Source organism: Corynebacterium antarcticum, from assembly GCF_016595285.2.
GTDB lineage: Bacteria > Actinomycetota > Actinomycetes > Mycobacteriales > Mycobacteriaceae > Corynebacterium > Corynebacterium antarcticum.
Window position 1 is genome coordinate 39,666 of the sequence record NZ_JAENIP020000002.1, and the last position, 26,369, is coordinate 66,034.

A 26,369-nucleotide genomic window follows, 5' to 3' on the forward strand; every position below is an offset into this window, starting at 1 on the left:
ACCCGCGAGAGTTCGCACCCCCGTATTTCATTTTTAGTCTATCAGTGTTAGAGGAGACTCAACACCGTTTTTACGTCACCGACGTTATTCGACCCCATAGCCCGGGTCCGCGTGAATACCGCATCTACTGAAAACCGATACCGATACATATCGCTCCTGCGACGCCTCCACAGTCGACCCCGACGCACCCCCGACGGGATGATGTGCCGTGCCTGGATGCTTGCACACGCGGCCGCGACCGGTGCTAAACTGTTCTCCATGTCCAACATTTCCGTAACCCTTCACACCCAGTGGTGGTGGCACGCTTTCGAGGCGAGCCGCGGAATGTAGGCGACGGTCTTTTCACCGTCAGAATCGAACACCCGAGGGCTCGCCCGCTTGAACCCCAAGCAGCGAGCCTTTCTTCATGCCGGTACCCGCCGGAGACCCACCGGAGAAAGAACGCCCGGGGTGACGCGGCCGAACCTCCCGACCCCAACAACACAGGAAGGCCATTCGAGTTGATTGACACCGGCTCCACCACCGACGGGGCAACATCCCCACCCCCGGTTCCCGGCGCGACCATCCACCGGGTCCCCGTCCGCTACCACGAGAACGCCTCAACTCTCTTCGCCTTCCTGGGCGGTACCTCCGTCGACGATTCGGTGCTTCTCGAGAGCGCAGACATCACCTCGAAGCAGGGTCTCACGTCGGTCGCGGTCCTCCGTGGCTCGGTCCGGGTCACCTGCCGTGGGAACACGGTCTACGCCCGACCGCTCACGGAATCCGGAATGTTTCACGTGAAACGTCTCCGGGAGGCTCTGGCCGACCGGGTGGCCGAGACCCCCTCGTCCGACGGGGGAGAGGGCCGGGTCTCGTTCCGCTTCCCCGCGGGGACGGAACTCGACGAACGCCGCCGGCTCACCGAGATCTCCACCATTGAGCCACTGCGGCGACTCCAGCAGGATCCCGGCTACCGGGATGAAGGGGGCGCCCTCCCGTTCATCGCCGGAGGATTCGCCTTCGACTACATCGAGACCTTCGAGTCCCTACCCGGAGTCGCGCAGGGCGAGAACACCTATCCGGACTACCAGTTCCTCGTGGCCGAGGTGCTCCTCACCATCGACCACCAGTCCGGTACAGCTGAACTCGTCGGCGTCAGCGTGGGCGAGACGGAGGCGACCCGCCTCGCCGAAGAACTCGCCAAGCTGGCCGAGGCGATCAAATCAGCGGAACCCGATCACGCCGACGCCTACGTACCCACGGCGCATCACACCGACACGCTGACGATCACCACCGACACCGACGACGCGACGGTGCGGGAGCAGGTGACCCGCCTCCAGAAGAACATCGAGGTGGGCGACATCTACCAGGTGGTTCCGGCGCGGAGCTTCCTCGCCCCGTGTCCCGACGCCTTCGCCGCCTACCGGGCCCTGCGGGCCACCAACCCCAGTCCGTACATGTTCTATGTCCGGGGCCGGGCCGACGGCGAACCCTACGAGCTGTTCGGTGCGTCGCCGGAATCGAACCTCAAGTTCACGGCCGCGACGCGTCAGGTCGAGCTGTACCCCATCGCCGGGACCCGACCCCGGGGGCTCAATCCGGATGGCAGCGTCGATGACGAACTGGACATCCGGGCCGAACTCGAACTCCGCACGGACGCCAAGGAGATCGCGGAGCACACCATGCTCGTCGATCTCGCACGAAACGACCTCGCCCGCGTCGCCGTACCCGCCACCCGACGGGTGGCCGACCTCCTCCAGGTGGACAGGTACAGCAGGGTCATGCACCTGGTCAGCCGGGTGACCGCGGACCTGGACCCGACACTCGACGCCCTCGACGCCTACCGTGCCTGCATGAACATGGGCACGCTGACCGGGGCACCGAAACTGCGCGCCATGGAACTCCTCCGGGAGACCGAGGGGAAGAGGAGGGGTTCCTACGGCGGGGCCGTCGGCTACCTGCGGGGAAACGGCGACATGGACACCTGCATCGTCATCCGGTCGGCCTTCGTCCGCGACGGTCGAGCCGTGGTCCAGGCCGGGGCCGGGGTCGTCCGTGACAGTAAACCGCAGGCCGAGGCCGATGAATCACTGCACAAGGCGTTCGCCGTCCTCAACGCCATCGCCCTCGCCGCCGACGCGAACCTGGAGGTCATCCGGTGACTGACACGCAACCCCACATCGTCCTCATCGACAACCAGGACTCCTTCGTCTACAACCTGGTCGACGCCTTCGCCGTCGCCGGATTCGACTGCACCGTCTACCGGAACACCGTGCCCGTGGCCACCATCCTCAACAGTGACCCCGACCTGATCTGCCTGTCACCCGGGCCCGGGCATCCCCGTGACGCGGGCACGATGATGGAGCTGATCGACGCCGTTCTGGGGCGGATTCCGCTCCTCGGGATCTGCCTGGGATTCCAGGCCCTCCTGGACCACCACGGGGGCAGGGTCGAGCCCTGCGGACCCGTCCACGGCACGTCGGACCTGATGACCCTGACGGACGAGGGCCTCGACAGTCCCGTGTTCCGCGGTCTCACCGTCGACGCGGGACCGGACCTTCCCGGTGTCACCGGACGCAAGGTCCCCATCGCCCGATACCACTCACTCGGCTGCACCACGATCCCGGACGGCATGGTGTCCCTCGCGACCTGCCCCTCGGAGATCGGGGAGGTCACCATGGCGGCCCGCACCGTCGACGGAACCGCCCTCGGACTGCAGTTCCACCCCGAATCGGTGCTCAGCCCCTCCGGCCCCCACATCCTCACCCGTAGCGTGGAAACGCTGCTCACCCAGAACCGAGAAGGAACCACAGATGACCCACACTGATCCGAGCACACTGCTCACCGCCTACCTGGACAACAGCGATCCCTCTGTCGAGGAGGCCCGAGCCGTCTTCGATCCGCTGACGACGGGTTCCTACTCAACCGCCCAGATCGCCGCGCTCCTCGCGACCCTGCGCACCCGTGGCGAAACCGTCTCCGACATCACCGGAGCGGCCCAGGCATTCATCAACGCGGCACGACCCTTCCCCGTCACCGGGGAAGGCGTCATGGACTCCTGCGGCACCGGCGGCGACGGCGCCAACACCATCAACATCTCCACCGCGGCGGCACTGGTCGCCGCAGCCGGGGGAGTGACGATGGTCAAACACGGCAACCGTTCCGTCAGCTCCAGGTCAGGGTCCGCCGATGTCCTCGAGGCACTCAACATCCCCCTCGACCTCGATCCGGCACGGGCGGAACGTCAGCTCCGGGCCTCCAACTTCACCTTCCTCTTCGCGCCCGCCTACCACCCGGCGATCGCCCACGTCATGCCCGTGCGCAAGGAACTGAAGGTTCCCACGATCTTCAACATCCTGGGCCCGCTGCTCAATCCGGCCAAACCCCAGCTCCAGCTGATGGGGATAGCGCGTCCCGAACTGGGACCCGATATCATCGAGGTGATGCGTGAACTCGGCCGGAGCCGGGCACTGGTCGTCCACGGCTCGGGGACCGATGAGATCGCCGTCCACGGGCCCACCACCGTCTGGGAGCTCCGCGACGGCACCGTCACCGACTACGAACTCACCCCGGAGGACCTCGGGGTGCGCACGCACTCCCTGGAAGACCTCACGGGGGGCGACGGGGAAGAGAACGCCGACCACCTCAGGGCCGCCTTCGCCGGGACAGGTCCCGACGCCCATCTGGACGCGATCACCGCCAACGCCGGTGCCCTGTTCTACCTCAACGGTGACACGGACACCATCGCCGACGGTGTGACGAAGGCGAAGCAGCTTCTCGCCGACAAGACGGTTGAGAACTGGCTCGCGACCCACGAGGAGGCGGACTATGCCTGACACCCATTCGATGCCGACGGTCCTCGAGGGGATAGTCACCGCCCGCAGGGTGCACCTCGAGGGCATCCGCCACCGCATCAGCCACGTGGACCCGGAGGCGCTGCCCCGCTCAACCCGCAGCCTCGTCGCCAGCCTCGGCGGCGACCTGCCCGAGCGGGGTAGGGGGACCAACCGCTTCATCATGGAGTGCAAGTCCGCCTCCCCGTCGCTGGGGCTCATCCGTGAGCACTACCAGCCCGGCGACATCGCGCGGATCTACTCCCGCTACGCCTCGGGGATCTCCGTCCTCTGTGAGCCCGACCGATTCGGTGGCGACTACGATCACCTGGCAACCGTGGCAATGTCCACGCACCTTCCGGTCCTGTGCAAGGACTTCATCATCGACGAGGTGCAGATCCACGCCGCCCGCTACTTCGGCGCCGACGCGATCCTCCTCATGCTGTCGGTCCTCGACGATGAGACCTACACACGCCTCGCCGGCGAAGCCGACAGACTCGGCCTCGACATCCTCACCGAGGTCGTCGACGAGGAGGAGATGGACCGCGCACGCAACCTCGGCGCGAGGATCATCGGGATCAACCACCGAAATCTCCACGACCTGAGCATCGATCTCGGCCGTTCCGCGCGCCTCGCGTCGCTCGCCCCGGATGACGCCGTGCTCATCGCCGAGTCCGGGATCCGGGACAACGCGACGGTCCGTCGTATCGGGGCACCCGTGAACGGTTTTCTCGTCGGCTCCCAGCTCACGGGTGAGCCCGACATCGACGCCGCCGCGCGGGAACTCGTCTACGGTCCGAACAAGGTGTGCGGGCTGAGGACACCGGGTGCCGCGCAGGCTGCCCGCGCGGCCGGTGCGGTCTACGGTGGGCTCATCTTCGAGGAGAACTCTCCCCGCGCGGTGGACGCGGGTACGGCGGAATCGATCATCGCAGCGGAACCCGGGCTGCGCTACGTCGCGGTCAGCCGGCGTTCCTCCGGTTACGGTGAGCTCTGCATCGAGGGCGTCGCGGCGGTTCAGGTCCACTGCCCCCTCGGCACGGTCGACGAGGAAGGCGAACTGATCCGACGTATCCGGACCGAGCTTCCCGACCACGTGGAACTGTGGCGGGCCGTCTCGATGTCGACACGCGACGCCGCCGAGACCGTCTCCGCACTCGCCGAGGGAGAACCACTCGTCGACAGGTTCGTCCTGGACTCCGGTTCGGGCGGCACGGGAACCGCGTTCGACTGGACCATGATCCCGGAGAACGTGAAACAGCGGTCGTTCCTCGCCGGCGGCATCGGGGTGGACAATCTCCGCGACGCCCTCGACGTCGGCTGCGCGGGACTCGACCTGAATTCAGCACTCGAATACGGACCGGATGCGGCGGCCTGGGCCGGGCACAAGGACACCGCGCGGCTCGCCTCGGCCTTCACCACGATACGCACCTTCAACGATGAACAGGCGGTAGAGAAATGACCCCTCCCGAACACCACTCGACGACCCCGGACATGTCCGGGGGAGCGACCATTCTGCCCGCCTACTTCGGCCAGTTCGGTGGACAGTACGTACCCGAATTGCTCATTCCCGCGCTCGACCAGCTGGAGCAGGCCTTCGTCGACGCGATGGACGACCCCGGGTTCCGCACGGAACTCGCCGACTACCTCCGCGACTACCTGGGTCGACCCACCCCGCTGACGGAATGCTCGAACCTGCCGCTGGAAGGAAGAGGTCGGGGATTGGCCCGCATCTTCCTCAAGCGTGAGGATCTCGTCCACGGCGGTGCACACAAGACCAACCAGGTCATCGGACAGGCGCTGCTTGCCAAGCGGATGGGAAAGACCCGCATCATCGCGGAGACCGGTGCCGGCCAGCACGGCACCGCCACGGCGCTCGCGTGCGCCCTGCTCGACCTCGAGTGCGTCATCTACATGGGCGCCGAGGATGTCCAGCGCCAGCAGCCCAACGTTTACCGGATGGAGCTGATGGGCGCGAAGGTCATTCCCGTGACCTCAGGGGCGGGCACTCTCAAGGACGCCGTCAACGAGGCGCTCCGCGACTGGACGGCCACGTTCCACGAGTCCCACTATCTCCTCGGCACCGCGGCCGGTCCGCATCCCTTCCCGACGATCGTCCGTGAGTTCCACCGGATCATCTCGACCGAGGCGAAGGCGCAGATGCTCGAACGGACCGGCGGACTGCCGGACGTGGTGACGGCCTGCGTCGGCGGCGGATCCAACGCCATCGGCATGTTCGCCGACTTCATCGATGAGGAGTCCGTTGAACTCGTCGGGGTGGAACCAGCGGGGGAGGGCCTGGATTCGGGACGCCACGGCGCGCCCATCCACGCCGGGAAGATTGGCATCCTCCACGGTGCCCGCTCCTACCTGATGAGGACGGCGGACGGGCAGGTCGAGGAGAGCTACTCCATCTCCGCCGGCCTGGACTATCCCGGTGTCGGACCCCAGCACGCGTATCTGCACGAATCCGGGCGAGCAACCTACGTCGGTATCACCGATGCGGAGGCGCTGGAGGCCTTTCAGCTGCTCAGCCGATACGAGGGGATCATCCCCGCTCTTGAGTCCTCGCACGCGCTGGCCTACGCACTCAAGCGCGCCGCGGCAGCCGAGGAGGACGGTCGGGAGATCACCATCCTCGTCTCACTCTCCGGGCGGGGCGACAAGGACGTCGATCACGTCCGTCGTACCCTCGCCGATCACCCCGAACTCGTCATGGAGGACAACCGATGAGCCGCTATCCCGCACTGTTCGAGCGTCTCGACGCCGCCCGGGAGGGAGCCTTCGTTCCCTTCGTCATGCTCGGTGATCCCGACGCGGAAACCTCCTTCGAGATCGTCCGTGCCCTCGTCGAGGGCGGGGCGGACGCCCTGGAGCTGGGTGTGCCGTTCTCCGATCCGGTCGCGGACGGCCCCACGATCCAGGCCGCCCACATCCGGGCACTGGACGCCGGTGTGGACGTGGACACCTCGTTCTCGATCATCCGCCGTATCCGCGACACGTGGCCGGATCTCCCCATCGGACTGCTCATCTACGGCAACGTTCCCTTCGCCCGGGGGAGCGGGGAGTTCTACGCCTCCGTGTCGGAGGCCGGTGCAGACTCGGTGCTCATCCCGGATGTTCCCGTCCGAGAGGGCGCGGCGTTCTCCGCGGCCGCTGAGGAAGCCGGTGTCGACCAGATCTTCATCGCCCCGCCCCACGCTTCGGAGCGAACCCTCGCCGGCGTCGCGGCCCACTCCCGCGGCTACATCTACGCGGTCTCCCGCGTCGGTGTCACCGGAGCGGAGAATGCCTCCAGCACCGACGGCCTCGCCGATGTGGTCGCCAACCTGCGGCGCTTCGGCGGAGCCCCCGCCCTGCTCGGGTTCGGGATCTCCACCCCCGAACACGTTCGGGCGGCCATTGACGCCGGTGCCGCCGGTGCGATCTCGGGTTCCGCGATCACGCGGATCATCGAGCGGCACTGTTCCGGCGCTTCTCCGGCAACCCGTACCGTCGACGATCTCCCGGCTCTCCTCGGAGAGCTGCGCGATTTCACGGCCGATATGAAAGCCGCGACCCGGCGATAGACCCGGCACCGAGGGACCCCATGCTTCACGTGAAACATGGGGTCCTCGCATGTCCGCCACAGGCACGGAGCGGTATCTTGTGCGATATCAGCTTCATCACAGTTTCTGTGGGCCCTTGACCGTGACGTAACGTCACAGTGTTCCATTGAGGCATGAGGGTGAAAGAGCTGGCCGAGCACACCGGCACCACGGTGCGGACCATCCGCTACTACCACCAGGTAGGCCTGCTCCCGGTACCCGAAGGTAACGGCCCCCGGGACTACGGATTCGAACACCTCATCAGGGTCGAGAGAATACGTCACCTGCGTCGATCGGGCCTCTCGCTCGCGTCAATCCAGACCCTCATCGCGGACGACCGCATCGATGTGGCCCGGGAACTCCAGGCCACGGAGAACTCCATCAATCAGCAGATAGCTGATCTGGAGAAACAGCGGGAACGCCTCCGGAGCCTCCGCTCGATGCTGCCGGACCGGTGCGTCGGGAAACGAACAGAGACGCAGTTCGAGCTGATTCCTCCGCTTCCCAGCCAGCTCGACGACCTCTATGCTCGTTTGACCGCAGGGGTGGACGATGAGCGTTCCATGGCACTCATCCGAAGAGAGAAACAACTCATTCAGCTGTTTCTCCACCGCGGCCTGATACCCGGTGACGTGTTCAAATCGGTGTCCGAACTCGACGAATCCACGTTGAAGGGATTCCGGGACGACATCAACCGTTTCGCCCGCATCCATCAGCTGGATCCCGAAGCGGTCATCGAAACAGCCGAAGCAACCGCCGACCACTTCATTGACGTTTTGCGGACAATCGGTGACCGGCGAACCATAGAGGCCATTTCCCGGCACCTCCGATCTCTTGAACGGGAGCCCGCACGGCAGCTCGTACTCCTCGCTTTCCCGGACCCGGTAGAGGCACGGTACGTGGATGCGAGAATCCGCCGCCTGTGTACCCGGATCGCGGAAATCGCCCCGTCCCGCCCCGAACCCGATGACACCCCCACACACTCCAGAACCGCTCGATAAACAAGGGAGTTTCACGTGAAACCACTGCTCTGTGAGAGCATCTCCAAGACCTTCGGCACCGTCCGCGCCCTCGACGAGCTCACCCTGGAGGTGGAGGAGGGGAGCGTCCACGGTTTCCTCGGGCCCAACGGCGCCGGAAAATCAACCACGATCAGAATCCTGCTCGGACTGCTCCACCCCGATTCCGGGAGAGTCCGGGTCCTCGGGAGCGATCCACGATCAGACCCGGGGGTGCTCCGCCGCGTGGCGTACGTGCCCGCCGAGGTGACCTTGTGGCCGCAGCTCACCGGAGCGGAGACGATCCACTTTCTCGGTGAGCTTCGGGGCGGAAGTGTGAACAAGGCGCGACGGGAGGAGCTGATCGAGGTTTTCCAGCTCGACGTCAACCGCCGGAACCGGGACTACTCCACGGGTAACCGGCGGAAGATTCTCCTCGTCGCCGCTCTGTCAACGGGCGCGGATCTTCTGATCCTCGACGAGCCCACCTCGGGACTCGATCCACTGATGGAACAGGTTTTCGCGGAACAACTCACCGTGGAGGCGAAGAGGGGAGCGACCGTACTGCTCAGCAGTCACATTATGAATGAGGTGGAGAAGCTCTGCGATTCCGTCACAGTGATTAAATCAGGCAGGGTGGTACTGAGGGGCCGGGTCGACGATCTCAAACAGATTTCGGCCCATCATGTCTCCGCGCAGTTCGACGGGGGAGTACCCGAAGCCTTCCGTTCTCTCGCGGCGGTGACCGTGGAGGGATCCCGGCTGACCGCGACCGTCGACCGGGAGGAGAGCACCGAACTCCTCCACCGGATCATCGAGAGCGGCGGTCACGACATCACGAGCACACCGGCATCGCTGGAGGACATCTTCCTCAGCCACTACGCGGAGGAACGATGATCACCGAAACACTGTCCCTGACGATATTCAATCTCCGACTGCGTCGCCGCTTTCTTCTGCTGTGGATCATCCCGCTCCTGGGATTGATCGGGGCGCTGCCTCCCGGATACGACAACCAGTACCCGGATCCCGCGTCCCGGAAGCTCGCCGCCGACGCCTTCCGGGGCAATGCCGTCATCGAGGCGATGTACGGTCGGGCACCCGAGAGTGGTTCACTCGGGCAGCTGGTGTCGCTCGAGGGCGGAGCGCTCCTCACACTGCTCGCCGGAGTAATGACGGTACTGCTCGTGACCGGGCTCTTCAGGGGACCGGAACAGGCCGGAGCCGGTGAGTTGATCCGTGCGACGGGCCTTCGCCCCGGATCCGTACCCGCGGCTGCCCTGACCACCGCAGCAATCGGCGGTCTGTTCCTCGCCGCGGGCACCAGCGCCGTGATGATCGCCGCGAACTCGGCTGTCGGGGATCTTCCCTTGGAGGGCTCCCTGGTTCTCGGCGCAACCGTCCTCCTGGCCGTCCTCGGAACAGCGTTCCTGACCGCGGCGTGCACGTTCTTCGTCCGGGATCCCGCGAACCTCCGGCGTGCGGCCTTCGGAGCCCTCGCTGTTCAATTCATCATCCGCGCGGTGGCGGACAGTCGGGATCTTCCGCACCTCAACTGGGCCAGCCCACTGGGCTGGCGCGCGATTGCGTCGCCCTACGACTCGAACAACTGGGCGGCCCTAGGCGGCCTCACGATCCTGTGTCTCGCGTTCAGCCTCGGACTCGTGGCGGTGGAGAAACGCCGCGAGTTCGGAATGCCGGTGATCACGTTCGGAGACCCCAAGCCGAAGGCGCCCCGCCACCTGAACGGCCTGGTTGCACTCCGCCGGGTACTCGACCGTGGCACCAGGATCGGTTGGCTGATCCCGGTCGTGGTGTTCGCGGTGGTACTGTGTTCACTCCTCCAGACCGTGATCGATTCTCTCACCGTCGACGGGCAACAGACGGCGCTGGCCGAACGGGTCGGGACGATCTTCGGCAACGGCGATGTCGTGCCTTCCTTCTTCGCCTACTGCGCGGCCCAGATCGGAATTCTGATCGGGGCAGCGGGTATCCAGACATCGCTCCGCTTCAGGTCGGAGGAGAACCACCGCACAGTGGACCTGATCCGATCGTGTGGTGTCTCCCGTGGAGCCCCGTACCGCTCCATCGCCCGGTCAAGCTGGGTGACGGTGATTCTGCTCGTGGTGCTCGGAACAGTCGGAGGTCTCATCGGGGGGATCCCGGGTGCCGACGATTCAGGGGAGACCGCGACGGCGATCACCGTGAGTTTCCTCACCCAGATCGGCCCCGCGGCAGCCCTTACCGGAATCGCGCTGCTGCTGGTTGGAGCGAGTCCCCGGTTCGCGACACAAGCCTGGCTGCCGCTCATCGTCTGCGCACTGATCTGGATCTTCGGGCCCGTGTTCAACGCACCGGACTGGGTCATCGATGTCTCGGTATTCAGCCACACCCCGACCAGCACCGATGTCTCCGAAACCGGGTGGACGACCACTCTGCTGGTCGCCATCGGCGTCGCGTGCACCCTTGCCGGTGCCGGGGCTGCATCCCGGCGGGAGATCAGGTGATCCGGGTGGTGGATGATGACCCGTACCGTCGGCGGGCACCGGAGGAGATAGGTCAGCCTCACCGTTTGTGACACAGCTGTCCGGATGGGAGATACTGGGCCCATGAGCTGCCAAGATGTTTCCCCGAACACCCATACACCCTCCTGCAGCCGCCGCCTGTTCCTGGTCGGGACCGCCACGACATTCGCCGGCGCCGTCCTCGCCGCATGCGGCGGGAAGGAGACTCCCGCGTCAGTGGAGGCGGAGGACGTACCGGTTGGGAGTGCGGTCGTCGTGGGGAACTTCATCATCGCGCAGCCTACGTCAGGTGTCTTCCACGCCTATTCGACCGTCTGCCCCCATCAGGGCGCGAAGGTGGAGGTCGTCGAGGGCGACACGGTCCGCTGCCCGAAGCACAACTCCGTGTTCAGCATCGAGGACGGGAGCGTCGTCGAGGGGCCCGCACGGGCGCCGCTGGATCCGGCCGAGCTCAGCGCCGCCGGGACCACTCTCACCGCATCCTAGTCGCGGCCACCCGGTCCCACCGCGGCCGATGTTTCACGTGGAACATCGGCGCCGGAATCGGCCGTCAGCACAATGCAGAAGAACCAGGGCCCATGGGCCCTGGTTCTTCGGTCGTCCTTCGCCTACTCCGTGGTGCCCGCAGCCACGGGTTCCGCCGACCGCGCCGGCCACCAGATCCGCTCACCGATGAGCTCGAAGAGTGCCGGCACGACGAGGGTCCGGACCAGGAAGGTGTCGAGCAGGATGCCGAAGCCGACGATGATGCCGACCTGCGTGAGGGTGATGAGGGGGAGCACCCCGAGTACCACGAACACCGCGGCCAGAACGATACCGGCCGAGGTGATCACCCCACCGGTGAGCGCCACCGCGCGCACCATCCCACGTCGGACGCCCCTTCCCTCGCTCTCCTCCTTGGCACGGAGCACGAGGAACACCGTGTAGTCGATCCCGAGTGCGATCAGGAACAGGATGGAATAGAGGGGAGCGGCCGTGTCCAGGCCCGGGAACCCGAAAACGTGGTCGGAGATCCAGGTGCCCACACCGAGGGCGGCGGCGGTGGACAGTGCCGCCGCCGCGAGCAGCAGAAGCGGGGCCAGAACGGCACGCAGCACCACCACGAGAACCAGGAACACCACCAGCAGGATCAGGGGTACGCAGACGCGTAGATCCCTCAGGGTGGCGTCACGGCTGTCCAGATCCCGGGCTGCCGCACCACCGACGACGGCATCAGGGTCCGCCGCGCGTGCGATGTCCCGGGTCTCGTGGATCAGCTCGAAGGACCGGGGCGAGGCGGGTTCCGCGTCCGGTAGAACCGTGAGCCGGGCGAGCGCCCCGTCGGTGCTCTCCACCGGCGGTCCGAGCACGGTGAGGTCGGGGTGTGCGCTGATTTCGTCTCTGATCCCCGACACCGCATCGACGTCCGCGATGACGAGGAGCGGCGCAGACGCGCCCGCGGGGGCGTTCTCGGCGAGGGTCCGCTGTCCTGCGACGGCCTCGGAGTCGGTCCGGAACTGTTCGGTCGTGGACAAGCCGAATCGCGTAGCGGTGAGACCGGCGCTCATGCAGAGGAGGACGAGGACCATCACGGCGAGTACGGCGCCCGGACGTCGGGCGACCGCCCCGGCGACCCGCCCGAAAACTCCACCGTCGTCTGTCTGCGGGTGTCCGTCAGCACGGGGAACCCTCGGCCAGAACAGCCCCCGGCCACAGACCGCGAGCAGTGCGGGCAGGAGAACGAGTGCGAAGAGAAGGGCGAGCAGCAGACCGATCGCACTCGAGATACCGAGGCTCCGGAACGCCGGAACCGTCGCCGCGATCAGGGTGAGCAGTGCGAGCACGACCGTCAGGTTCGACGACAGGATGGCCGGGGTGGCACCCCGAAGCGCACAACCCAGGGCCTGCCGGTGGCACGGCCGCGTCCTCAGCTCCTCCCTGTACCTGCTCACCAGCAGCAGCGCATAGTTCGTTCCGGCACCGAACACCAGCACGGAGGTTATTCCCGCTGTTGAGCCGTCGTTGGCGAACCACCCCGTGGTGGAGGAGAGCCAGGCGGTGACCGCGGCGGCGGCCCGGTCCGCGAGCGCCACGACGACCAGGGGGATGAGCCAGAGAATGGGGGAGCGGTAGGTGAGAATGAGCAGTACCGCGACCACCGCGGCGGTGACAGCGAGCAATGTGACGTTCGCCCCCGAGAACGCCGCCGCAGTGTCGGCCGCGAAGCCCGCCGGTCCGGTCACCTCGACGCGGACACCCCGGGGAAGATCCTCCCGGGCGGACGACCGGAGCTCGGTCACCGCATCGTTGAGTCCGAAGCCGTTCAGGTCCGCCGGCAGGAGGACCGTGGCCTGCGCGGCCCGCTCCGACAGCGGCACCGTCGGACCCGCACGTCGCAGCGCCCGCCCATCGGGTAGATCCATGCCCGCGAGGCGTTCCACAGATCCGTCGATGGCCTTCAATCGCTCGGTGCCCAGCGTGCCGTCGGTGGAGTACACCAGGACAGCGGGCAGGTTGTCGCCGCCCGGGAAGCGTTCCTGGAGTTGCCCGGCCCGGGCGGACTCGGCTGTGCCCGGCAGACCCTGGGGAGCCCCGTCGGAGTCTCCGGCTCCGGCACTCAGGAACTGCAGTCCCGCGAAAAGCAGCAGAAACCCGAGGATCGTGGCCCATGCCACGCCTTTCTTCGCCACGAACGGGGGGTCTGCCGCGACGGGCGCCGCCCGGTCCACTGTCGTTCGCGCTGCGGATACCGGGGACTCGGGACGGTTGGTGTTCATGAGCCCATGTTTCCACAGGACAGCGACGATGTGCAGCAGATGATGCGATCCACGCGGTCTCCCGGAAGACTGTCCGGTTCCGGGGCGCCACCTAGACTGTGACCATGCTCAGTCGTATCAGGCGCCCGCGGCTCGACCCGCTGATCGTCCTCATTCTCCTCGCCGTTCTCCTCGCCGCGTTGCTGCCCGTCCGGGGTGAGGCGGCGACGGTGTTCTCCGTGGCGACGAAGCTCGCGATCGCGCTCCTGTTCTTCGTCTACGGAGCGCGCCTTTCACCCACCGAGGCTCTCGCCGGTCTCCGCCACTGGCGGCTGCACACGGCCATCCTGGCCTTCACCTACGTGGTCTTCCCGCTGATCGGTGTGGCGCTCATGCCCTTCGAGCACCTGTTCCCGACGGGCCTGTTCCTGGGGATCGTGTACCTGACCCTGGTTCCGTCCACCGTCCAGTCCTCGGTCGCATTCACGTCGATCGCCCGGGGTAACGTCGCCGGGGCCATCATCAGTGCCTCGGCGTCGAATCTGCTCGGGGTGGTCCTCACCCCGATCCTGGTGATGCTGCTGATGAGCCAGGGGGGTCATGTCCATGTCAGCGGTCAGGTGTTCCTCGACATCGCGGTCCAGCTCCTGCTGCCGTTCCTCCTGGGGCAGCTCGCGCGGCCGTGGATCAGATCGATCGTGTCCCATTCCGCGACGAAGATCATCGACCGTGGTTCCATCACCATGGTGGTCTACTCGGCGTTCTCGGCGGGAATGGAGGAGGGCATCTGGTCCCGGGTGACACCGCTGGATCTGATCGGGGTGGTGCTGTTCTCCGTCGTCCTCGTCGCATTCATGCTGTGGCTCACGCGGTTCGGCGCACAACGCCTGGGGTTCAACCGGGCGGACACCCTCGCCATCCAGTTCTGTGGAACGAAGAAGTCCCTCGCCACCGGATTGCCGATGGCCGCCGTCATCTTCGGGACCGGGGAACTCGGCCTGCTCATTCTGCCGCTGATGATCTTCCACCAGATTCAGCTGATGATGTGCGCCGCCCTGGCGTCGCACTACGCTGCGGGGAAACCGGAGTCGGAACCCGTCGCGGGACGACTGACCGAACCTGACGCTCCACCGGACAGCCCACCGTTCCCCGGTGGTTTCACGTGAAACATCGACCGGCTGAAGTCGGTGGGAGACCGTCAGTTGTCTCTCGGATCCACGGGGAACGTGGCGAAAGCGGGCAGCGGTGCCGGTTGTCGACGCATGACGTCACTCCAGAGGTCGGCCGGCCCGGGGGCGAGAATGTCGCCGGGCAGGGCGGGCGCGATGTACCAGTCACCCCGCGCGATCTCCTCGTCGAGCTGCCCCGGTGCCCACTCCGCGAAACCGGCGAAGAGTCTGACGCCATCGAGCTGGGTCGCGAGCTCCGCCGGATCGGCGGCGCCGTTGACGTACACGATGCGGTTCGCGCAGCGGGTCAACTGCGGGTTGTCCGAGGGATCGACCCCGTTCTTCGTCACCCCGACACAGAGCACCGTGTCGCGGGAGAGGGGACCGCCGACGTACAGGGCCTTCGGCTTGGCGGTGATCGCCAGCCATTCCGGCATGACCTCGTCCACGGCCAGTTCACTGCGCGCCACGAGGTTCACACCGAACGTACCGGTGTCCCCGTGTTCGATGACGAACACCACACTCCGGGTGAACTCACCCGCCACGAGGCCGGGGGCCGCGACGAGGAGCATGCCGGGGGCGGGGTCCGTGCGCTCCAGGGCGTTGAAGAGCCGGTCTCCGAAAAGCTCACTCATTGTCTCGATCCTCCGTCGTGTCCGGTGCGGCGGTTCCACCGCTCTGCCCACGCCACCAGGCGAGTAGCGCCTCCACCGCTTCATCGTGTCCGAGGGGGCCGCGTTCCAGACGCAGCTCCTTCAGGAAAGCCCACGCCCTACCGACATCCGGACCGGGGGAGATGTCGAGCAGTTTCATGATCTCGTTGCCGTCCAGATCCGGTCGGACGCGGGCGAGATCCTCCTTCTGCCCGATCTCCGCGATCCTCTCCTCGAGGTGATCGTACGTCCGGGCGAGACGTTCCGCTTTCCGACGGTTCCGGGTGGTGACGTCAGCGCGGACCAGCTTGTGCAGCCGTTGCAGCTGGTCCCCGGCGTCCGTGACATAGCGACGGACGGCGGAATCGGTCCATCGGCTCTCTCCGTAGCCGTGGAACCGCATGTGCAGGAACACGAGCTGATTGACCTCGTTGATCACGTGCTTCGGGTACTTCAGTGCCCGGAGGCGTCGTCGGGCGAGCTTCGCCCCCACGACCTCGTGCTGGTGGAAGGTGACGGCCCCGTCCCCGTTGAAGGCCCGGGTGTCGGGCTTGCCGATGTCATGGAGCAGGGCCGCCCACCGGAGGACGAGATCGGGGCCGTCCTCCTCCCTGTCCATGACCTGGCGGAGGACCTGCAGCGAGTGGGCGTAGACATCCTTGTGCTGGCGGTGCTCATCCTGGGTGAGTCGGAGGGCCGGGATCTCGGGGAAGATGATGTCCGCGATACCGGTGTCGACCATCAGATCGATACCCAGCCAGGGGACCCGACCGAGCATCATCTTGTCGAGTTCCGCCTGAACCCGCTCGACGGTGATCCTGCCGATCTGACCGGCCATCGCACTCATCGCGCAATGCACCCGTTCCGCGGGCCGGAAATCCAGCTGTGAGACGAAACGGGCGGCACGCAGCATTCTCAGCGGGTCATCGTTGAAACTCTGCTCCGGTGTCGCCGGGGTGTCGAGGACGCCCACCGCCAGATCCGCGAGTCCGCCGACGGGGTCGTGGAACCGGAAGGATCCGTCGGGAAGCAGCTCGACAGCCATCGCATTGACCCTGAAGTCACGCCGGATCAGGTCACCCTCGAGGGTGTCACCGTAGCTGACCTCGGGATTTCGACTCTGGCCGTCGTAGGTGTCGGACCGGAAGGTCGTGATCTCGATCTGCTTTCCGGCCTTCTCCGCCGAGAGCGTCCCGAAATCGATGCCCGTGTCCCAGACGGTGTCCGCGTAGCCGTCGAGGATCTTCCTGACGAGATCAGGGCGGGCGGGGGTGGTGAAGTCGAGATCGGTTCCGAGCCGACCGAGCAACGCGTCCCGGACAGATCCTCCGACAAGGTAGAGCGCGACGTCGTGGTCGGCGAAACGTTGCGCCAGAGGCTGCAGCACGGGCCTGAGTGCGTCGAGAGCCTTCTCCGCATCTGCGAGCGCGGATACCGTTCCCGTGTCGGTGCCGGGACGCTGGCCGGGGTGTCCTGTTGCTTCCTCGTTTTTCACCCGGTCGAGTCTACCCGGCGGGCCGGGGCCCCGGAACCGCGCGGAGGCGGGCCCGGGCGGGCCGGGAGCAGCCCACCGGCGATGGACGGGATCCGGTCGCAGCGGGTCGGAGTACCACGCGGGTGTCCGGCGGGTTACGATCATGGGATATGAGCGACAGCGAGCGGCAGCACGCCGAGAAGCAGCCCGGACGTCGCCGGCGTGGCCGTCGGCGGCGTCGCTCGCATGGTCGCGCCCGCCAGAACGACACACGGAACACCGCCGGCGGACCGGGACCGCGGACTGACGCCCCGGCGCCCGATCCGGCGGCTGCCACCGCCCCGGGGGCAACAGGATCATCCGGCGCACCGGACACCTCCGGGACGGGTGATGACAGGCGTTCCAGCGGTAGCGGACGGAGGCGACCGCGGCGACGCCGGGGACGTGGAAAGAAGACGAACACCGCCAGGCCGGTGCAGACCCCGGACGCCGCGGTGGAGAAGACCGGGGGCGGCAGGCAGAGCCCTCCACCGGAGAAATCCGGCGCACGGGACGGGGAGGCCACCGACCGGGGGAACGCCCGACGCCGGGATCCGGGCACCCGGAACCGGAAAGGTGGCCGTCGCAACCGACCCGGGGACTCACCCCGTACCCACAGCCAACGTCCCCGAATGCAGACGAATGACGAGACCTCGGCCGGTGGACTCGTCCTGTCGGGTCTCGCCGAATCCGTGCAGGAGAACGGAACCGTTGACCTGGGGCGGATCTACGTCGCGTTGATCGGACGGTTGGACCGCCGGGGTCGACTCCTCTGGTCGATGCCCAAGGGCCACGTCGAACCCGGCGAAGGGCATGCCGCGACCGCGGAGCGTGAGGTGTGGGAGGAGACCGGGATCTCCGGTGAGGTGTTCGCGGAGCTCGGTGTCATCGACTACTGGTTCGTCTCCGAGGGGGTACGCATCCACAAGACCGTGCACCATCACCTGCTCCGCTATCTCGACGGAGATCTCAACGATGAGGATCCGGAGGTCACCGAGGTGACCTGGGTACCGGCCAGCGAACTCACCGAACGGCTCGCCTATGCGGATGAACGCAAGTTGGCGCGCTACGCGCACGACATGCTTCCCGAACTCGCCCGTCGGGAAAAGTCGGAGGGGAGAAGGACCCCCCGGTGATTCCGTCCGACTTCCCGCGCTCCACCACCGCCCACCTCACGGACGGTGACAGGGGTGCAAATCGCGTACGCCGGGTGCGCGCCCTGGGCGGCGCCCTGCTCGCCGCGGGGTTCCTCGCAGCGACCACCGTCGGTGGAGCCGGTCACCCCACGATCGCCTCGGCCCAGGAGCGGTCGGTGGTGAGCCTCCCGGACAGTTCGGCGGCCCAGTGGAGGAATCCCTCCATTCGCGAAGATGACGCCGCGAGCGATATAGAGATCCGGCTCGAGTCACCGCTCGAGAATCTCCGCCTCGGCATGAAACAGATCGTCAGCGTGACGATCGAGAACCACTCGGAACAGGTGGTGGATGATCTATCACTTCGTCTTCAGCGCTCTGCCCTCGTCGACGATCCCGCCACCGCCCGTCTGGCACTGACCGACGATCAGTCGGCCTACGGCTACACGGGACCATTCACCGACCTGCCGACCCCGTTGAACCCGGGCGATTCGGTGACGGTCGGCCTGCCCCTGGACACCACCCCGGGTTCACCGGACGGCCTGGGTATCGGTGCTCCCGGGGTCTACCCCGTCATGATCAACCTGAACGGCCGACCGGGGGAAGGCATCATCAGATACCTCACCTCGGAGCGCTTCCTCCTGACGGTCGGCGAACCCGACGCAACCCCCCACCCATCCGCCGCACCGGGAGTGACGATGCTGTGGCCCCTCACCGCCCCCACCGGGCTCGTGGCGGGCGAGACGGGTGAGGCACCGCTGGCCGCACCGCTGCTGCTCGAGAACGACGATCTCGCCACCCAGCTCCGGGAGGGGGGCCGCCTAGACCAGCTCCTCGACACCTACATCGACGCAACCTCGGGGGATTCGGGCTCCGCCCTCCGGGAGGCGACCTGCCTCGCCATCGACCCCCAGCTGATCGATGTCGTCAACCGGATGCGCGACGGGTACACGGTGACAGCTGAACGGCCGAGCCCGGTGTCCGGGACTCCACGGCTCCGCGACAGCTGGCGCGCCGAGTCATCCACGCCCAGCGCCGAGCAACCGGGAGTGGGAGCGGCCGCCGCGGCGGACTGGCTGTCCAGGCTCCGGACGGCGGCCGGACAGGGCTGCACGGTGGCACTGCCGTGGGCCGGCACCGACATCAACGCGGTGACCCGGACGGGCAACCAGTGGTTGGTCCGTGAGGCATTGTCCCGCGGGTCATCGGTGATCGCCGATGTCCTGGACACGGAACCCGAGCGGAACCTCGTGATTCCGTTGTCCGGATACGTGACCGAATCAAGTGCCGCCTGGCTTCCCCTCGCGGACACCACCGGAGCGGAGAACACCGTCGATCCCGAATCCGCCTGGGAGGCGCTGCAGCGGAACGGGCTGCCGACGGTCCGGCAACCGGCGGACACCGCGGCCCTCGAGGATCCCGAGATGCCGGACCCCTATCCCCTGGAGCCGTTGCCGGTCCCGAGCACGGGGATCCGCGTCCTCGTGACCGACAACAGTGTGTGGAACGCCCCCACGAAGGGGCGGTTCGCGGGCCTCGGCCCCGGAGTGACCGGCGTGACCTACCAGGGCTCACTCGCGGCGACACTCGCGGCGACCGGTCCGGAACCGCTGACGGTCGGATACAGCAACCCGGAGACGCGGCATGATCCGACCCTCGACTCCGCGAGAGCGAGACTCACCACGGGTAACACCGCGCTGCGGCTCGCGGTGGATGCTGCCCGCAGGACCGCCACCTCACCCGTCGCCGGGGACGGTGACCCGCCACCCGAGGCACCGGAACCGGTCATCGTCATCCCGCCGGCGGCCCCGGCCGCACCGACGGACAGTGCGGAGCTGCTCCACACCGTCGCCCGACTCCTGGAATCGGGGCAGGCACGTCCGCTGAGCCTCCATGAGGCCACGACACCCGATCCCGCCACGGAGTCGGTCCTGGCCCGGTCGGCGGATCCCGTGGAGCGGGAGCGGGGGACGAGCCGGTTCGGCGCCCCCTTCCCGGACCCCTCGGTACCGTCGGACCGCGAGATCCTCGCCGCCACGCAGCAGTCGAACTACATGAATGACCTCACCCAGCTGATGGTCAACGATCCCGGCATCGCACTGACCCGGTACGAATTCATGCGCCCCCTGATGCTCGACCTGCTTCGGGGTCTCACCGTCATCGGCCGCCGCAATGCCGAGGAGTACGCCACCGCGACCGCCCGTGCGAACCGCATCTTCACCCTGAACCGGAAGATGCTCGAGAGGCTGCAATCCTCGGTGGCGCTCCTGCCACCCGGCTACGTCTACACGAGAGTGTCCCAGTCCTCGCCGCTGCTCATCGTCGCGCGCAACGGCCTTCCTCTCCCGGTCGACGGTCGAATCAGCTACCAGGGCCCACCCGGCAGTGTCGTGCACGTACCCGACCAGCTCTGGATCCCGGCGAAGGGTTCGATCATGACCCAGATGACCGCGGACCTCCCGACCGAACCGGACCAGGTGACCCTGGTGCTGCGGCTGTCCGGTTCCCAGGGCTCCGTGGTCAGCGATCCGGTGGAGATCACGGTCCAGACACAGGGACCGCTCATCGGTCTCCTCGGTCGCCTCATCATCGGGCTTCTGGTCGTGGCCCTGGTCGCCCGACTGATCCAGACGAAGGTCGTACGCCGCATCCGGGGCGCCCGGCGCACCACCGGTACACGGTAGGGGAGTGGCCGGACCACCCCGGTTCCAGGCGTTCCCCGCGCGGGGTATCCGCAGGGAATACGGTGACCCGAACGAAAGCTCCCCGGTCGGCGATCCGCCGCGCCCGGATGGGGACCGTTTACCTCCTTCCACACGATCCTGTTAGACAATGGGGATTGTGAACTCAGCTGATCCCGATCAACCCGACCGAGACGCATCCGGACACGGGTCCGACCACGGCACCTCCACCGGCCAGCGCGGCCGGATCATCCCGCCGTCGCCGCCGGCACCGGTGCCGGTCAATCGACCGGTCACCGGTGCACGTCAACCAGTGGTGGATCTGTCCCGTCTCACCCTGGCCCCGACCGCAGTGACCAGCGGGATGAATGCCGTCGGGCTCACGGCCGACACGTCCACGACCGGGCGGCGGCCTGCCGGGGCGGCGGTCCCTGCGCCACAACCGGGACGCAAGGCCACCGACTCCGAGGTCGTCCGCTCCACCGGTTCCATGGCGGTCGCGACACTCATCAGCCGCATCACCGGTTTCCTCCGCAACGCGGCCATCGGTGCGACGATGGGCACCGCGGTCGGCTCAGCCTTCAACACGGCGAACACCCTCCCGAACCTGATCACTGAGATCGTGCTCGGCGCCGTTCTGACCTCTCTCGTCGTCCCCGTCCTCGTCCGCGCCGAGAAGGAGGACCCGGACAACGGTGCCGCCTTCATCCGGAGACTATTCACCCTGTCGGCGACGCTGCTGATCGTGGTGACGGTGCTCTCGGTCGGGACAGCCGGTCTGCTGGCCACCCTCACGCTGGGCAGGGACGGCGAGGTCAACCTCTCCCAGGCCTCGGCTTTCGCCTACCTTCTGCTGCCGCAGATCTTCTTCTACGGTGTGTTCTCCCTCTTCATGGCGATCCTGAACACGAAGGGGGTGTTCAAACCGGGGGCGTGGGCGCCGGTCGCGAACAACGTCGTCGTCCTGGTCGTCCTGGTCCTCTACTGGACGCTCCCGGGAGGACTCGCACCCGAGCAGCAGGTGTCCCTCACCGACCCGCACGTTCTCCTGCTCGGTGTCGGCACGACCCTCGGCGTGGTGGTCCAGGCACTCATCATGGTGAAACCACTGCGGGACGCGGGCATCGACCTCCGTCCCCTGTGGGGCATCGACGACCGGCTCAAGCAGTTCGGCGGCATGGCGATGGCGATCATCGTGTACGTCGCGATCTCGCAGGCAGGCTACATCATCGTCACCCGGATAGCGTCCGCCTCCAGTGACTCCGCGCCCCTGATCTACCAGCAGGCGTGGCTGCTGCTCCAGGTGCCCTACGGGATCATCGGAGTCACCCTGCTCACCGCGATCATGCCGCGTCTGAGCCGCAATGCCGCGGACGGCGACGACGCCGCCGTGGTCCGGGATCTCACCCTCGCGACGAAGCTCACCTTCGTGGCGATGATCCCCGTGATCGTCTTCTTCACCGCGTTCGGCACACAGATCGCCAACGCCCTGTTCGCCTACGGCCTGTTCAGCCGTAACTCCGCGGACATCCTCGGCTGGACACTGAGCTTCTCGGCGTTCACCCTCCTCCCGTACGCACTCGTGCTCCTTCACCTGCGCGTGTTCTACGCCCGGGAGCAGGCGTGGACACCCACCTTCATCATCGCCGGAATCACCGGCACGAAGGTCCTGCTCAGCCTGCTGGCTCCGGTCGTGGCCACGTCGCCGTCGCGGGTCGTCATCCTGCTGGGTGCGGCGAACGGCTTCGGATTCGCCGCCGGCGCCGTCATCGGTGCGTTCCTGCTGCACCGCAAGCTGGGTTCCCTCAACGGCCTGTCCATCCTGCGATCGAGCGCCTGGGCGCTCGGTTCCTCCCTCATCGGCGCATTCGTGGCCTTCGGCCTCGATGCCGCGCTGGTCCGCCTGACCCCCGGTCTCTTCGACGCCATGGGCAGCCTCGGGTTCTTCCTCCGCTGCGGTGTCGCCGGAATCATCTTCCTCATCGTGACGGGATTCGTCCTGTCCCGCTCGGGCCTGCCCGAGGTCCGCTCGATGGGTGGACTACTGGGGCGTATTCCGGTCCTGCGCCGCCTAATCACCGTGAACGCCCGGAACGGGGAAGGCGTGGAGAAGGCGACTCCGGAGGAGATCTCCTCCCAGATCATCACCGTCGAGCCATTCAACGCTTCCCCGGTACCGCCACCGATGTCCGCCGGCGTCGTCCGGGGACCGCGGCTGGTTCCCGGGGCCCCGGTGTCCGACGGCCGTTTCCGCCTGCTCGCCGATCATGGCAGCGTCCCCGGGGCACGGTTCTGGCAGGCCCGTGAGATCGCGACGGGCCGTGAGGTCGCCCTGGTCTTCGTGGACACGACCGGACAGGTACCGGCAGCACCGGCGAGCCCGATCGAATCGGCCGCCACCGCCCGTGAGGTCGCCAGGAGAACCCGACTCCTCGGTCGCCTCGGGAGCACGGGAATAGCCCGCGGTATCTCGGTGTCCTCCTACCGGTCGGGCTGCCTGGTCGTCGCCGACTGGGTCCCCGGATCCGCACTCGTCAGCGTCGCGGAGGGCGAGGTCGACCCCCACGCCGCGGCACTCGCCGTGAGCTATCTCGCGGACGCCGCCGCCGCGGCACACGCCGAACACCAGCCTCTCGGGCTGGAACACCGTTCCCGTATCCGGATCGACACCTCGGGGCGGGCGGTCCTCGCATTCCCGGCGGTCCTCCCGGACGCATCGGTCGCGGAGGATCTGGACAGCATCGGAGCCGGTCTCGCGCTCCTCGTCGGGCGAAACGGACCGGAGGCGATCACCGAGTTGTCCGAGGCGGCCCGGATCGCCGGCCGCTCAGGATCGAGCGACACCCAGCAGCCCACGGCCGCGGATCTCTCCGTACGCCTCAGGGAGGTCGGTCTGTCGGACGACGACACCTCCGCTCCCCGGGTGGTGGTCGAGAACGAACGGACCCCGAAACCCACGAGCACCTCCGGCTTCGGTAGCGCGGAGTACTCCGGCCGGATGATCGCGGCCATCGCAGCTCTGTCCGTCACCCTCGTCGTCATCATCGCGGTCGCGGCCCTCTACCTCGCGAGCGTGTTCGGTGGTGACCGGGAGGAGTCCCCCGTCAACAGCGACTCCATCGCCTCGGTCGCGCCGTCCGCGGCGCGCGGTGCCGGAAAACCACGCGAAGTCGCCGACATCCCGGTGACCGCGGCCGTCGAGTGGGAACCCGGCAAGGTGGTCCCGGGAACCGAGGACAACCCGGATCTCGCACCGCTCGCGGTGGACGGGGATCCGACCACCGGGTGGCGGACCGACCGCTACCTCCAGCAGTTCGCGGCACCTCCGGCGGGCCTCAAACCCGGTGTCGGGCTCCTCGTGGATCTCGCGGGGCCGACGAGGGTCGGGGAGATCAGGATCAGTGTCGACCGACCGGGCACCGGAATCCGGATCTACGGGGTTCCGGAAGGCCCTTTCGTCGCCCTCGACCGGGCGGTTGAGCTGGGCGAGGCCCGACTGTCCCGGGGCGAGAATGTCATCGCCACCGGGGATCCCTCCACGGACGGCCCGAGTTTCACCCGGATCCTGGTCTGGGTGTGGGCCCTGCCCATGCCGGAGGCCGCGGATGTGTCCGAAATCTCGGTCCGCGGAATCCCGGTTTCCGCCCGCGGAATCAACAACCCCCGCTGACCCGAGGTGGGGAACACCCCTGAATCAGCGGTTTCGCTACCCCCGGAACGGTCATTTTCAACCCCGAACCTATCGCAAGTGCAGCACTCGATGGATAATGGACCTCCACCGCCGGTACACGCATCGACGGAAACGATGGACCTTCGCCACGTACCTCCCGGCGGTTTCTCGCGGACGAGCAGGGGAGAGGCCTCATGGGGAACACCGACACCGGCTGCGGAGCCGGGGAAGATGATCGGGTACCCGGCGCCGGAACGATCCCGGGTGCGACGCCCCGCCCACTACCGCGTCGCCGTACCCGGCCCGGCGTCCGTGTCCACCGGACCGCCGACGACGGCAGTCTCGTCGACGCGTACATAGACGGCGATGACGCCGCGTTCTCGGAGATCGTCAGAAGACACCGGGCCCGACTGTGGCGGGTGGCCCGACGCTACGCCCGTTCCGACGATGAGGCCGATGACATCGTCCAGGACGCACTTCTGCGGGCGAGTCGGCACCTCTCGAAGTTCCGTGGGGACTCCGCCCTCACCACCTGGCTCCACCGGCTCGTGGTCAACTCCGGGTACGACCATCTCGGCGTCGGTTTCCGGCGCAGGGAATTCACGACGCTGGATGCCTCCGAGGTCGCTCACCGACTCCTCGGGACCGAGGAACCGTTCGGGCAGGTGGATCTCTCGATCACACTCCGGGACGCGATCGGTCAGCTCCCCGAAGACCAACGACAGGCGATTCTGCTCGTGGATCTGGCGGATCTCCCGGTCGATGAGGTGGCCGCGATCATGAAGGTCCGTCCCGGAACCGTGAAGTCCCGACGCGCCCGGGCCCGGTCCACGCTGAAGGCACTGCTCACGGAGCCGGAGGACTGAATCCGACGGGGAGCGGCGGAGGAGCCGGCGGTGCACGCCTACAATCGACGCCGGCACTACCCATCAACCCCGCGAGGATCTCCATGACCACCCCACCAGTCCATGACGTCATCATCGTCGGTTCCGGCCCGGCCGGCTACACCGCGGCGATCTACGCCGCCCGCGCCGAACTCAAGCCCCTGGTCTTCGAGGGAATCGAGTACGGCGGGTCCCTGATGACCACGACTGAGGTGGAGAACTACCCCGGCTTCGCGGAGGGGATCATGGGTCCCGAGTTGATGGAACAGATGCGGAGCCAGGCCGAGCGCTTCGGCGCCGATCTGCGCCAGGAACTCGTGGACCGGATGGACCTTTCAGGCGACATCAAGAAAGTGTGGGTCGATGACGAGGAGTTCGCCGCGCGAACCGTGATCCTCGCGATGGGCGCGGCACCGCGCTATCTCGGGGTCTCCGGGGAACAGGAACTCCTCGGCCGCGGCGTCAGCTCATGCGCGACCTGTGACGGGTTCTTCTTCCGGGACCAGGACATCGCCGTGATCGGCGGCGGTGACTCCGCGATGGAGGAAGCACTCTTCCTGACCCGTTTCGCCAGTTCGGTGACCATCGTGCACCGGCGTGGGGAGTTCCGGGCGTCCGCCATCATGGAGGAGCGGGCACGGGCAAACGACAAGATCCGGTTCGTCACCAACAAAGTGGTCACCCGGGTCGAGGGCGCGGAAAAGGTGACCGGTCTCGAGCTGGCCGACACGGTGACCGGGGAAAGCTCGCATCTCGATGTGACGGCCATGTTCGTCGCCATCGGTCTCGATCCGCGCTCCGGGATGGTCGACGGTCAGATCGACTGTGACCCCGCCGGATACGTCACCGTGGAGCACCCGTCGAGCCGCACCAGCATCTCCGGTGTCTTCGCCTGCGGTGACCTCGTCGACAGCCACTACCAGCAGGCGGTGACGGCCGCCGGTTCCGGGTGCAGGGCGGCGATCGACGCCGAGCACTTCCTCGCCGCGGCACCCGCACTCTGAGCACT

Annotated in this window: 19 protein-coding genes; 16 read left to right on the forward strand and 3 right to left on the reverse strand. The window is 67.1% G+C overall.

What is annotated here, in order from left to right:
- Positions 1-563 precede the first annotated feature (563 nt).
- The 10 genes from JIM95_RS04325 (at position 564) to JIM95_RS04370 (ending at position 11,408) form a co-directional block, all read left to right on the forward strand.
- Positions 564-2,144 (forward strand): anthranilate synthase component 1, encoded by a 1,581-nt coding sequence (locus JIM95_RS04325; protein ID WP_200258731.1) that lies wholly within the window; start codon positions 564-566, stop codon positions 2,142-2,144.
- Positions 2,141-2,809 carry an anthranilate synthase component II gene (locus JIM95_RS04330; protein ID WP_200258448.1) on the forward strand — a complete coding sequence of 223 codons (669 nt, stop codon included), beginning with the start codon at positions 2,141-2,143 and terminating at the stop codon, positions 2,807-2,809. The genes JIM95_RS04325 and JIM95_RS04330 overlap by 4 nt, the downstream gene beginning before the upstream one ends.
- On the forward strand, positions 2,796-3,818 hold the full coding sequence (trpD, locus tag JIM95_RS04335; RefSeq protein ID WP_200258445.1) for an anthranilate phosphoribosyltransferase: 1,023 nt from the start codon (positions 2,796-2,798) through the stop codon (positions 3,816-3,818). Before JIM95_RS04330 ends, trpD begins: the two co-directional genes overlap by 14 nt.
- Entirely contained in the window at positions 3,811-5,277 is a 1,467-nt protein-coding gene (gene trpCF, locus JIM95_RS04340; RefSeq protein WP_234034589.1) for a bifunctional indole-3-glycerol-phosphate synthase TrpC/phosphoribosylanthranilate isomerase TrpF, read from the forward strand. Before trpD ends, trpCF begins: the two co-directional genes overlap by 8 nt.
- A 32-nt stretch (positions 5,278-5,309) precedes the next feature.
- Positions 5,310-6,548, forward strand: a complete 1,239-nt coding sequence (trpB, locus tag JIM95_RS04345) for a tryptophan synthase subunit beta (RefSeq protein ID WP_200258714.1) — start codon at positions 5,310-5,312, stop codon at positions 6,546-6,548.
- Complete coding sequence (gene trpA, locus JIM95_RS04350) at positions 6,545-7,384, forward strand: tryptophan synthase subunit alpha (RefSeq protein WP_200258442.1); 840 nt, start codon at positions 6,545-6,547, stop codon at positions 7,382-7,384. The genes trpB and trpA overlap by 4 nt, the downstream gene beginning before the upstream one ends.
- A gap of 152 nt (positions 7,385-7,536) precedes the next feature.
- Positions 7,537-8,403: a MerR family transcriptional regulator gene (locus JIM95_RS04355; RefSeq protein ID WP_200258439.1), complete on the forward strand. Its 867-nt coding sequence runs from the start codon at positions 7,537-7,539 to the stop codon at positions 8,401-8,403.
- A 15-nt stretch (positions 8,404-8,418) separates the two neighbouring features.
- On the forward strand, positions 8,419-9,297 hold the full coding sequence (locus JIM95_RS04360; protein ID WP_248232391.1) for an ABC transporter ATP-binding protein: 879 nt from the start codon (positions 8,419-8,421) through the stop codon (positions 9,295-9,297).
- On the forward strand, positions 9,294-10,904 hold the full coding sequence (locus JIM95_RS04365) for a hypothetical protein (protein ID WP_200258436.1): 1,611 nt from the start codon (positions 9,294-9,296) through the stop codon (positions 10,902-10,904). Before JIM95_RS04360 ends, JIM95_RS04365 begins: the two co-directional genes overlap by 4 nt.
- A gap of 102 nt (positions 10,905-11,006) precedes the next feature.
- Positions 11,007-11,408, forward strand: coding sequence for a Rieske (2Fe-2S) protein (locus JIM95_RS04370; protein WP_234034588.1), 402 nt, complete (start codon positions 11,007-11,009; stop codon positions 11,406-11,408).
- Between the two features lie 122 nt (positions 11,409-11,530).
- Here the strand turns inward: JIM95_RS04370 and JIM95_RS04375 are convergent, their stop codons facing one another.
- The gene (locus tag JIM95_RS04375; protein WP_200258432.1) at positions 11,531-13,678 is read right to left on the reverse strand and encodes an MMPL family transporter; all 2,148 of its coding nucleotides are present in this window, start codon (positions 13,676-13,678) and stop codon (positions 11,531-11,533) included.
- Between the two features lie 104 nt (positions 13,679-13,782).
- On the opposite strand from JIM95_RS04375, the gene JIM95_RS04380 reads away from it, so the two are divergent.
- Entirely contained in the window at positions 13,783-14,823 is a 1,041-nt protein-coding gene (locus JIM95_RS04380; protein ID WP_200258419.1) for a bile acid:sodium symporter family protein, read from the forward strand.
- 32 nt (positions 14,824-14,855) lie between these two features.
- Here JIM95_RS04380 and JIM95_RS04385 read toward each other — a convergent pair whose 3' ends face one another.
- Together JIM95_RS04385 and JIM95_RS04390 are read right to left on the reverse strand one after the other, a co-directional pair.
- Positions 14,856-15,461, reverse strand: a complete 606-nt coding sequence (locus JIM95_RS04385) for a YqgE/AlgH family protein (RefSeq protein ID WP_200258417.1) — start codon at positions 15,459-15,461, stop codon at positions 14,856-14,858.
- Positions 15,454-16,974, reverse strand: a complete 1,521-nt coding sequence (locus tag JIM95_RS04390; protein WP_267164830.1) for a CCA tRNA nucleotidyltransferase — start codon at positions 16,972-16,974, stop codon at positions 15,454-15,456. The genes JIM95_RS04385 and JIM95_RS04390 overlap by 8 nt, the downstream gene beginning before the upstream one ends.
- Before the next feature lie 149 nt (positions 16,975-17,123).
- On the opposite strand from JIM95_RS04390, the gene JIM95_RS04395 reads away from it, so the two are divergent.
- The 5 genes from JIM95_RS04395 (at position 17,124) to trxB (ending at position 26,364) form a co-directional block, all read left to right on the forward strand.
- The gene (locus JIM95_RS04395; RefSeq protein WP_200258403.1) at positions 17,124-18,128 is read left to right on the forward strand and encodes an NUDIX hydrolase; all 1,005 of its coding nucleotides are present in this window, start codon (positions 17,124-17,126) and stop codon (positions 18,126-18,128) included.
- Entirely contained in the window at positions 18,125-20,809 is a 2,685-nt protein-coding gene (locus JIM95_RS04400; RefSeq protein WP_200258392.1) for a DUF6049 family protein, read from the forward strand. The genes JIM95_RS04395 and JIM95_RS04400 overlap by 4 nt, the downstream gene beginning before the upstream one ends.
- Before the next feature lie 157 nt (positions 20,810-20,966).
- A complete protein-coding gene (locus JIM95_RS04405) occupies positions 20,967-24,476 on the forward strand; it encodes a murein biosynthesis integral membrane protein MurJ (protein ID WP_418904040.1) in 3,510 nt (1,169 codons plus the stop codon).
- Between the two features lie 194 nt (positions 24,477-24,670).
- Positions 24,671-25,342, forward strand: coding sequence for an RNA polymerase sigma factor (locus JIM95_RS04410; RefSeq protein ID WP_200258386.1), 672 nt, complete (start codon positions 24,671-24,673; stop codon positions 25,340-25,342).
- Positions 25,343-25,425: 83 nt separating this feature from the next.
- Complete coding sequence (gene trxB / locus JIM95_RS04415) at positions 25,426-26,364, forward strand: thioredoxin-disulfide reductase (protein WP_200258378.1); 939 nt, start codon at positions 25,426-25,428, stop codon at positions 26,362-26,364.
- Positions 26,365-26,369: the final 5 nt, after the last annotated feature.

Bases quoted from the DNA above. Each gene is read 5' to 3' on its own strand.
- trpD (WP_200258445.1), top strand. From the start codon at position 2,796: ATGACCCACACTGATCCGAGCACACTGCTCACCGCCTACCTGGACAAC.
- trpCF (WP_234034589.1), top strand. From the start codon at position 3,811: ATGCCTGACACCCATTCGATGCCGACGGTCCTCGAGGGGATAGTCACC.
- trpB (WP_200258714.1), top strand. From the start codon at position 5,310: ATGTCCGGGGGAGCGACCATTCTGCCCGCCTACTTCGGCCAGTTCGGT.
- trpA (WP_200258442.1), top strand. From the start codon at position 6,545: ATGAGCCGCTATCCCGCACTGTTCGAGCGTCTCGACGCCGCCCGGGAG.
- JIM95_RS04355 (WP_200258439.1), top strand. From the start codon at position 7,537: ATGAGGGTGAAAGAGCTGGCCGAGCACACCGGCACCACGGTGCGGACC.
- JIM95_RS04365 (WP_200258436.1), top strand. From the start codon at position 9,294: ATGATCACCGAAACACTGTCCCTGACGATATTCAATCTCCGACTGCGT.
- JIM95_RS04370 (WP_234034588.1), top strand. From the start codon at position 11,007: ATGAGCTGCCAAGATGTTTCCCCGAACACCCATACACCCTCCTGCAGC.
- JIM95_RS04375 (WP_200258432.1), bottom strand. From the start codon at position 13,678: ATGAACACCAACCGTCCCGAGTCCCCGGTATCCGCAGCGCGAACGACA.
- JIM95_RS04380 (WP_200258419.1), top strand. From the start codon at position 13,783: ATGCTCAGTCGTATCAGGCGCCCGCGGCTCGACCCGCTGATCGTCCTC.
- JIM95_RS04385 (WP_200258417.1), bottom strand. From the start codon at position 15,461: ATGAGTGAGCTTTTCGGAGACCGGCTCTTCAACGCCCTGGAGCGCACG.
- JIM95_RS04395 (WP_200258403.1), top strand. From the start codon at position 17,124: ATGAGCGACAGCGAGCGGCAGCACGCCGAGAAGCAGCCCGGACGTCGC.
- JIM95_RS04410 (WP_200258386.1), top strand. From the start codon at position 24,671: ATGGGGAACACCGACACCGGCTGCGGAGCCGGGGAAGATGATCGGGTA.
- trxB (WP_200258378.1), top strand. From the start codon at position 25,426: ATGACCACCCCACCAGTCCATGACGTCATCATCGTCGGTTCCGGCCCG.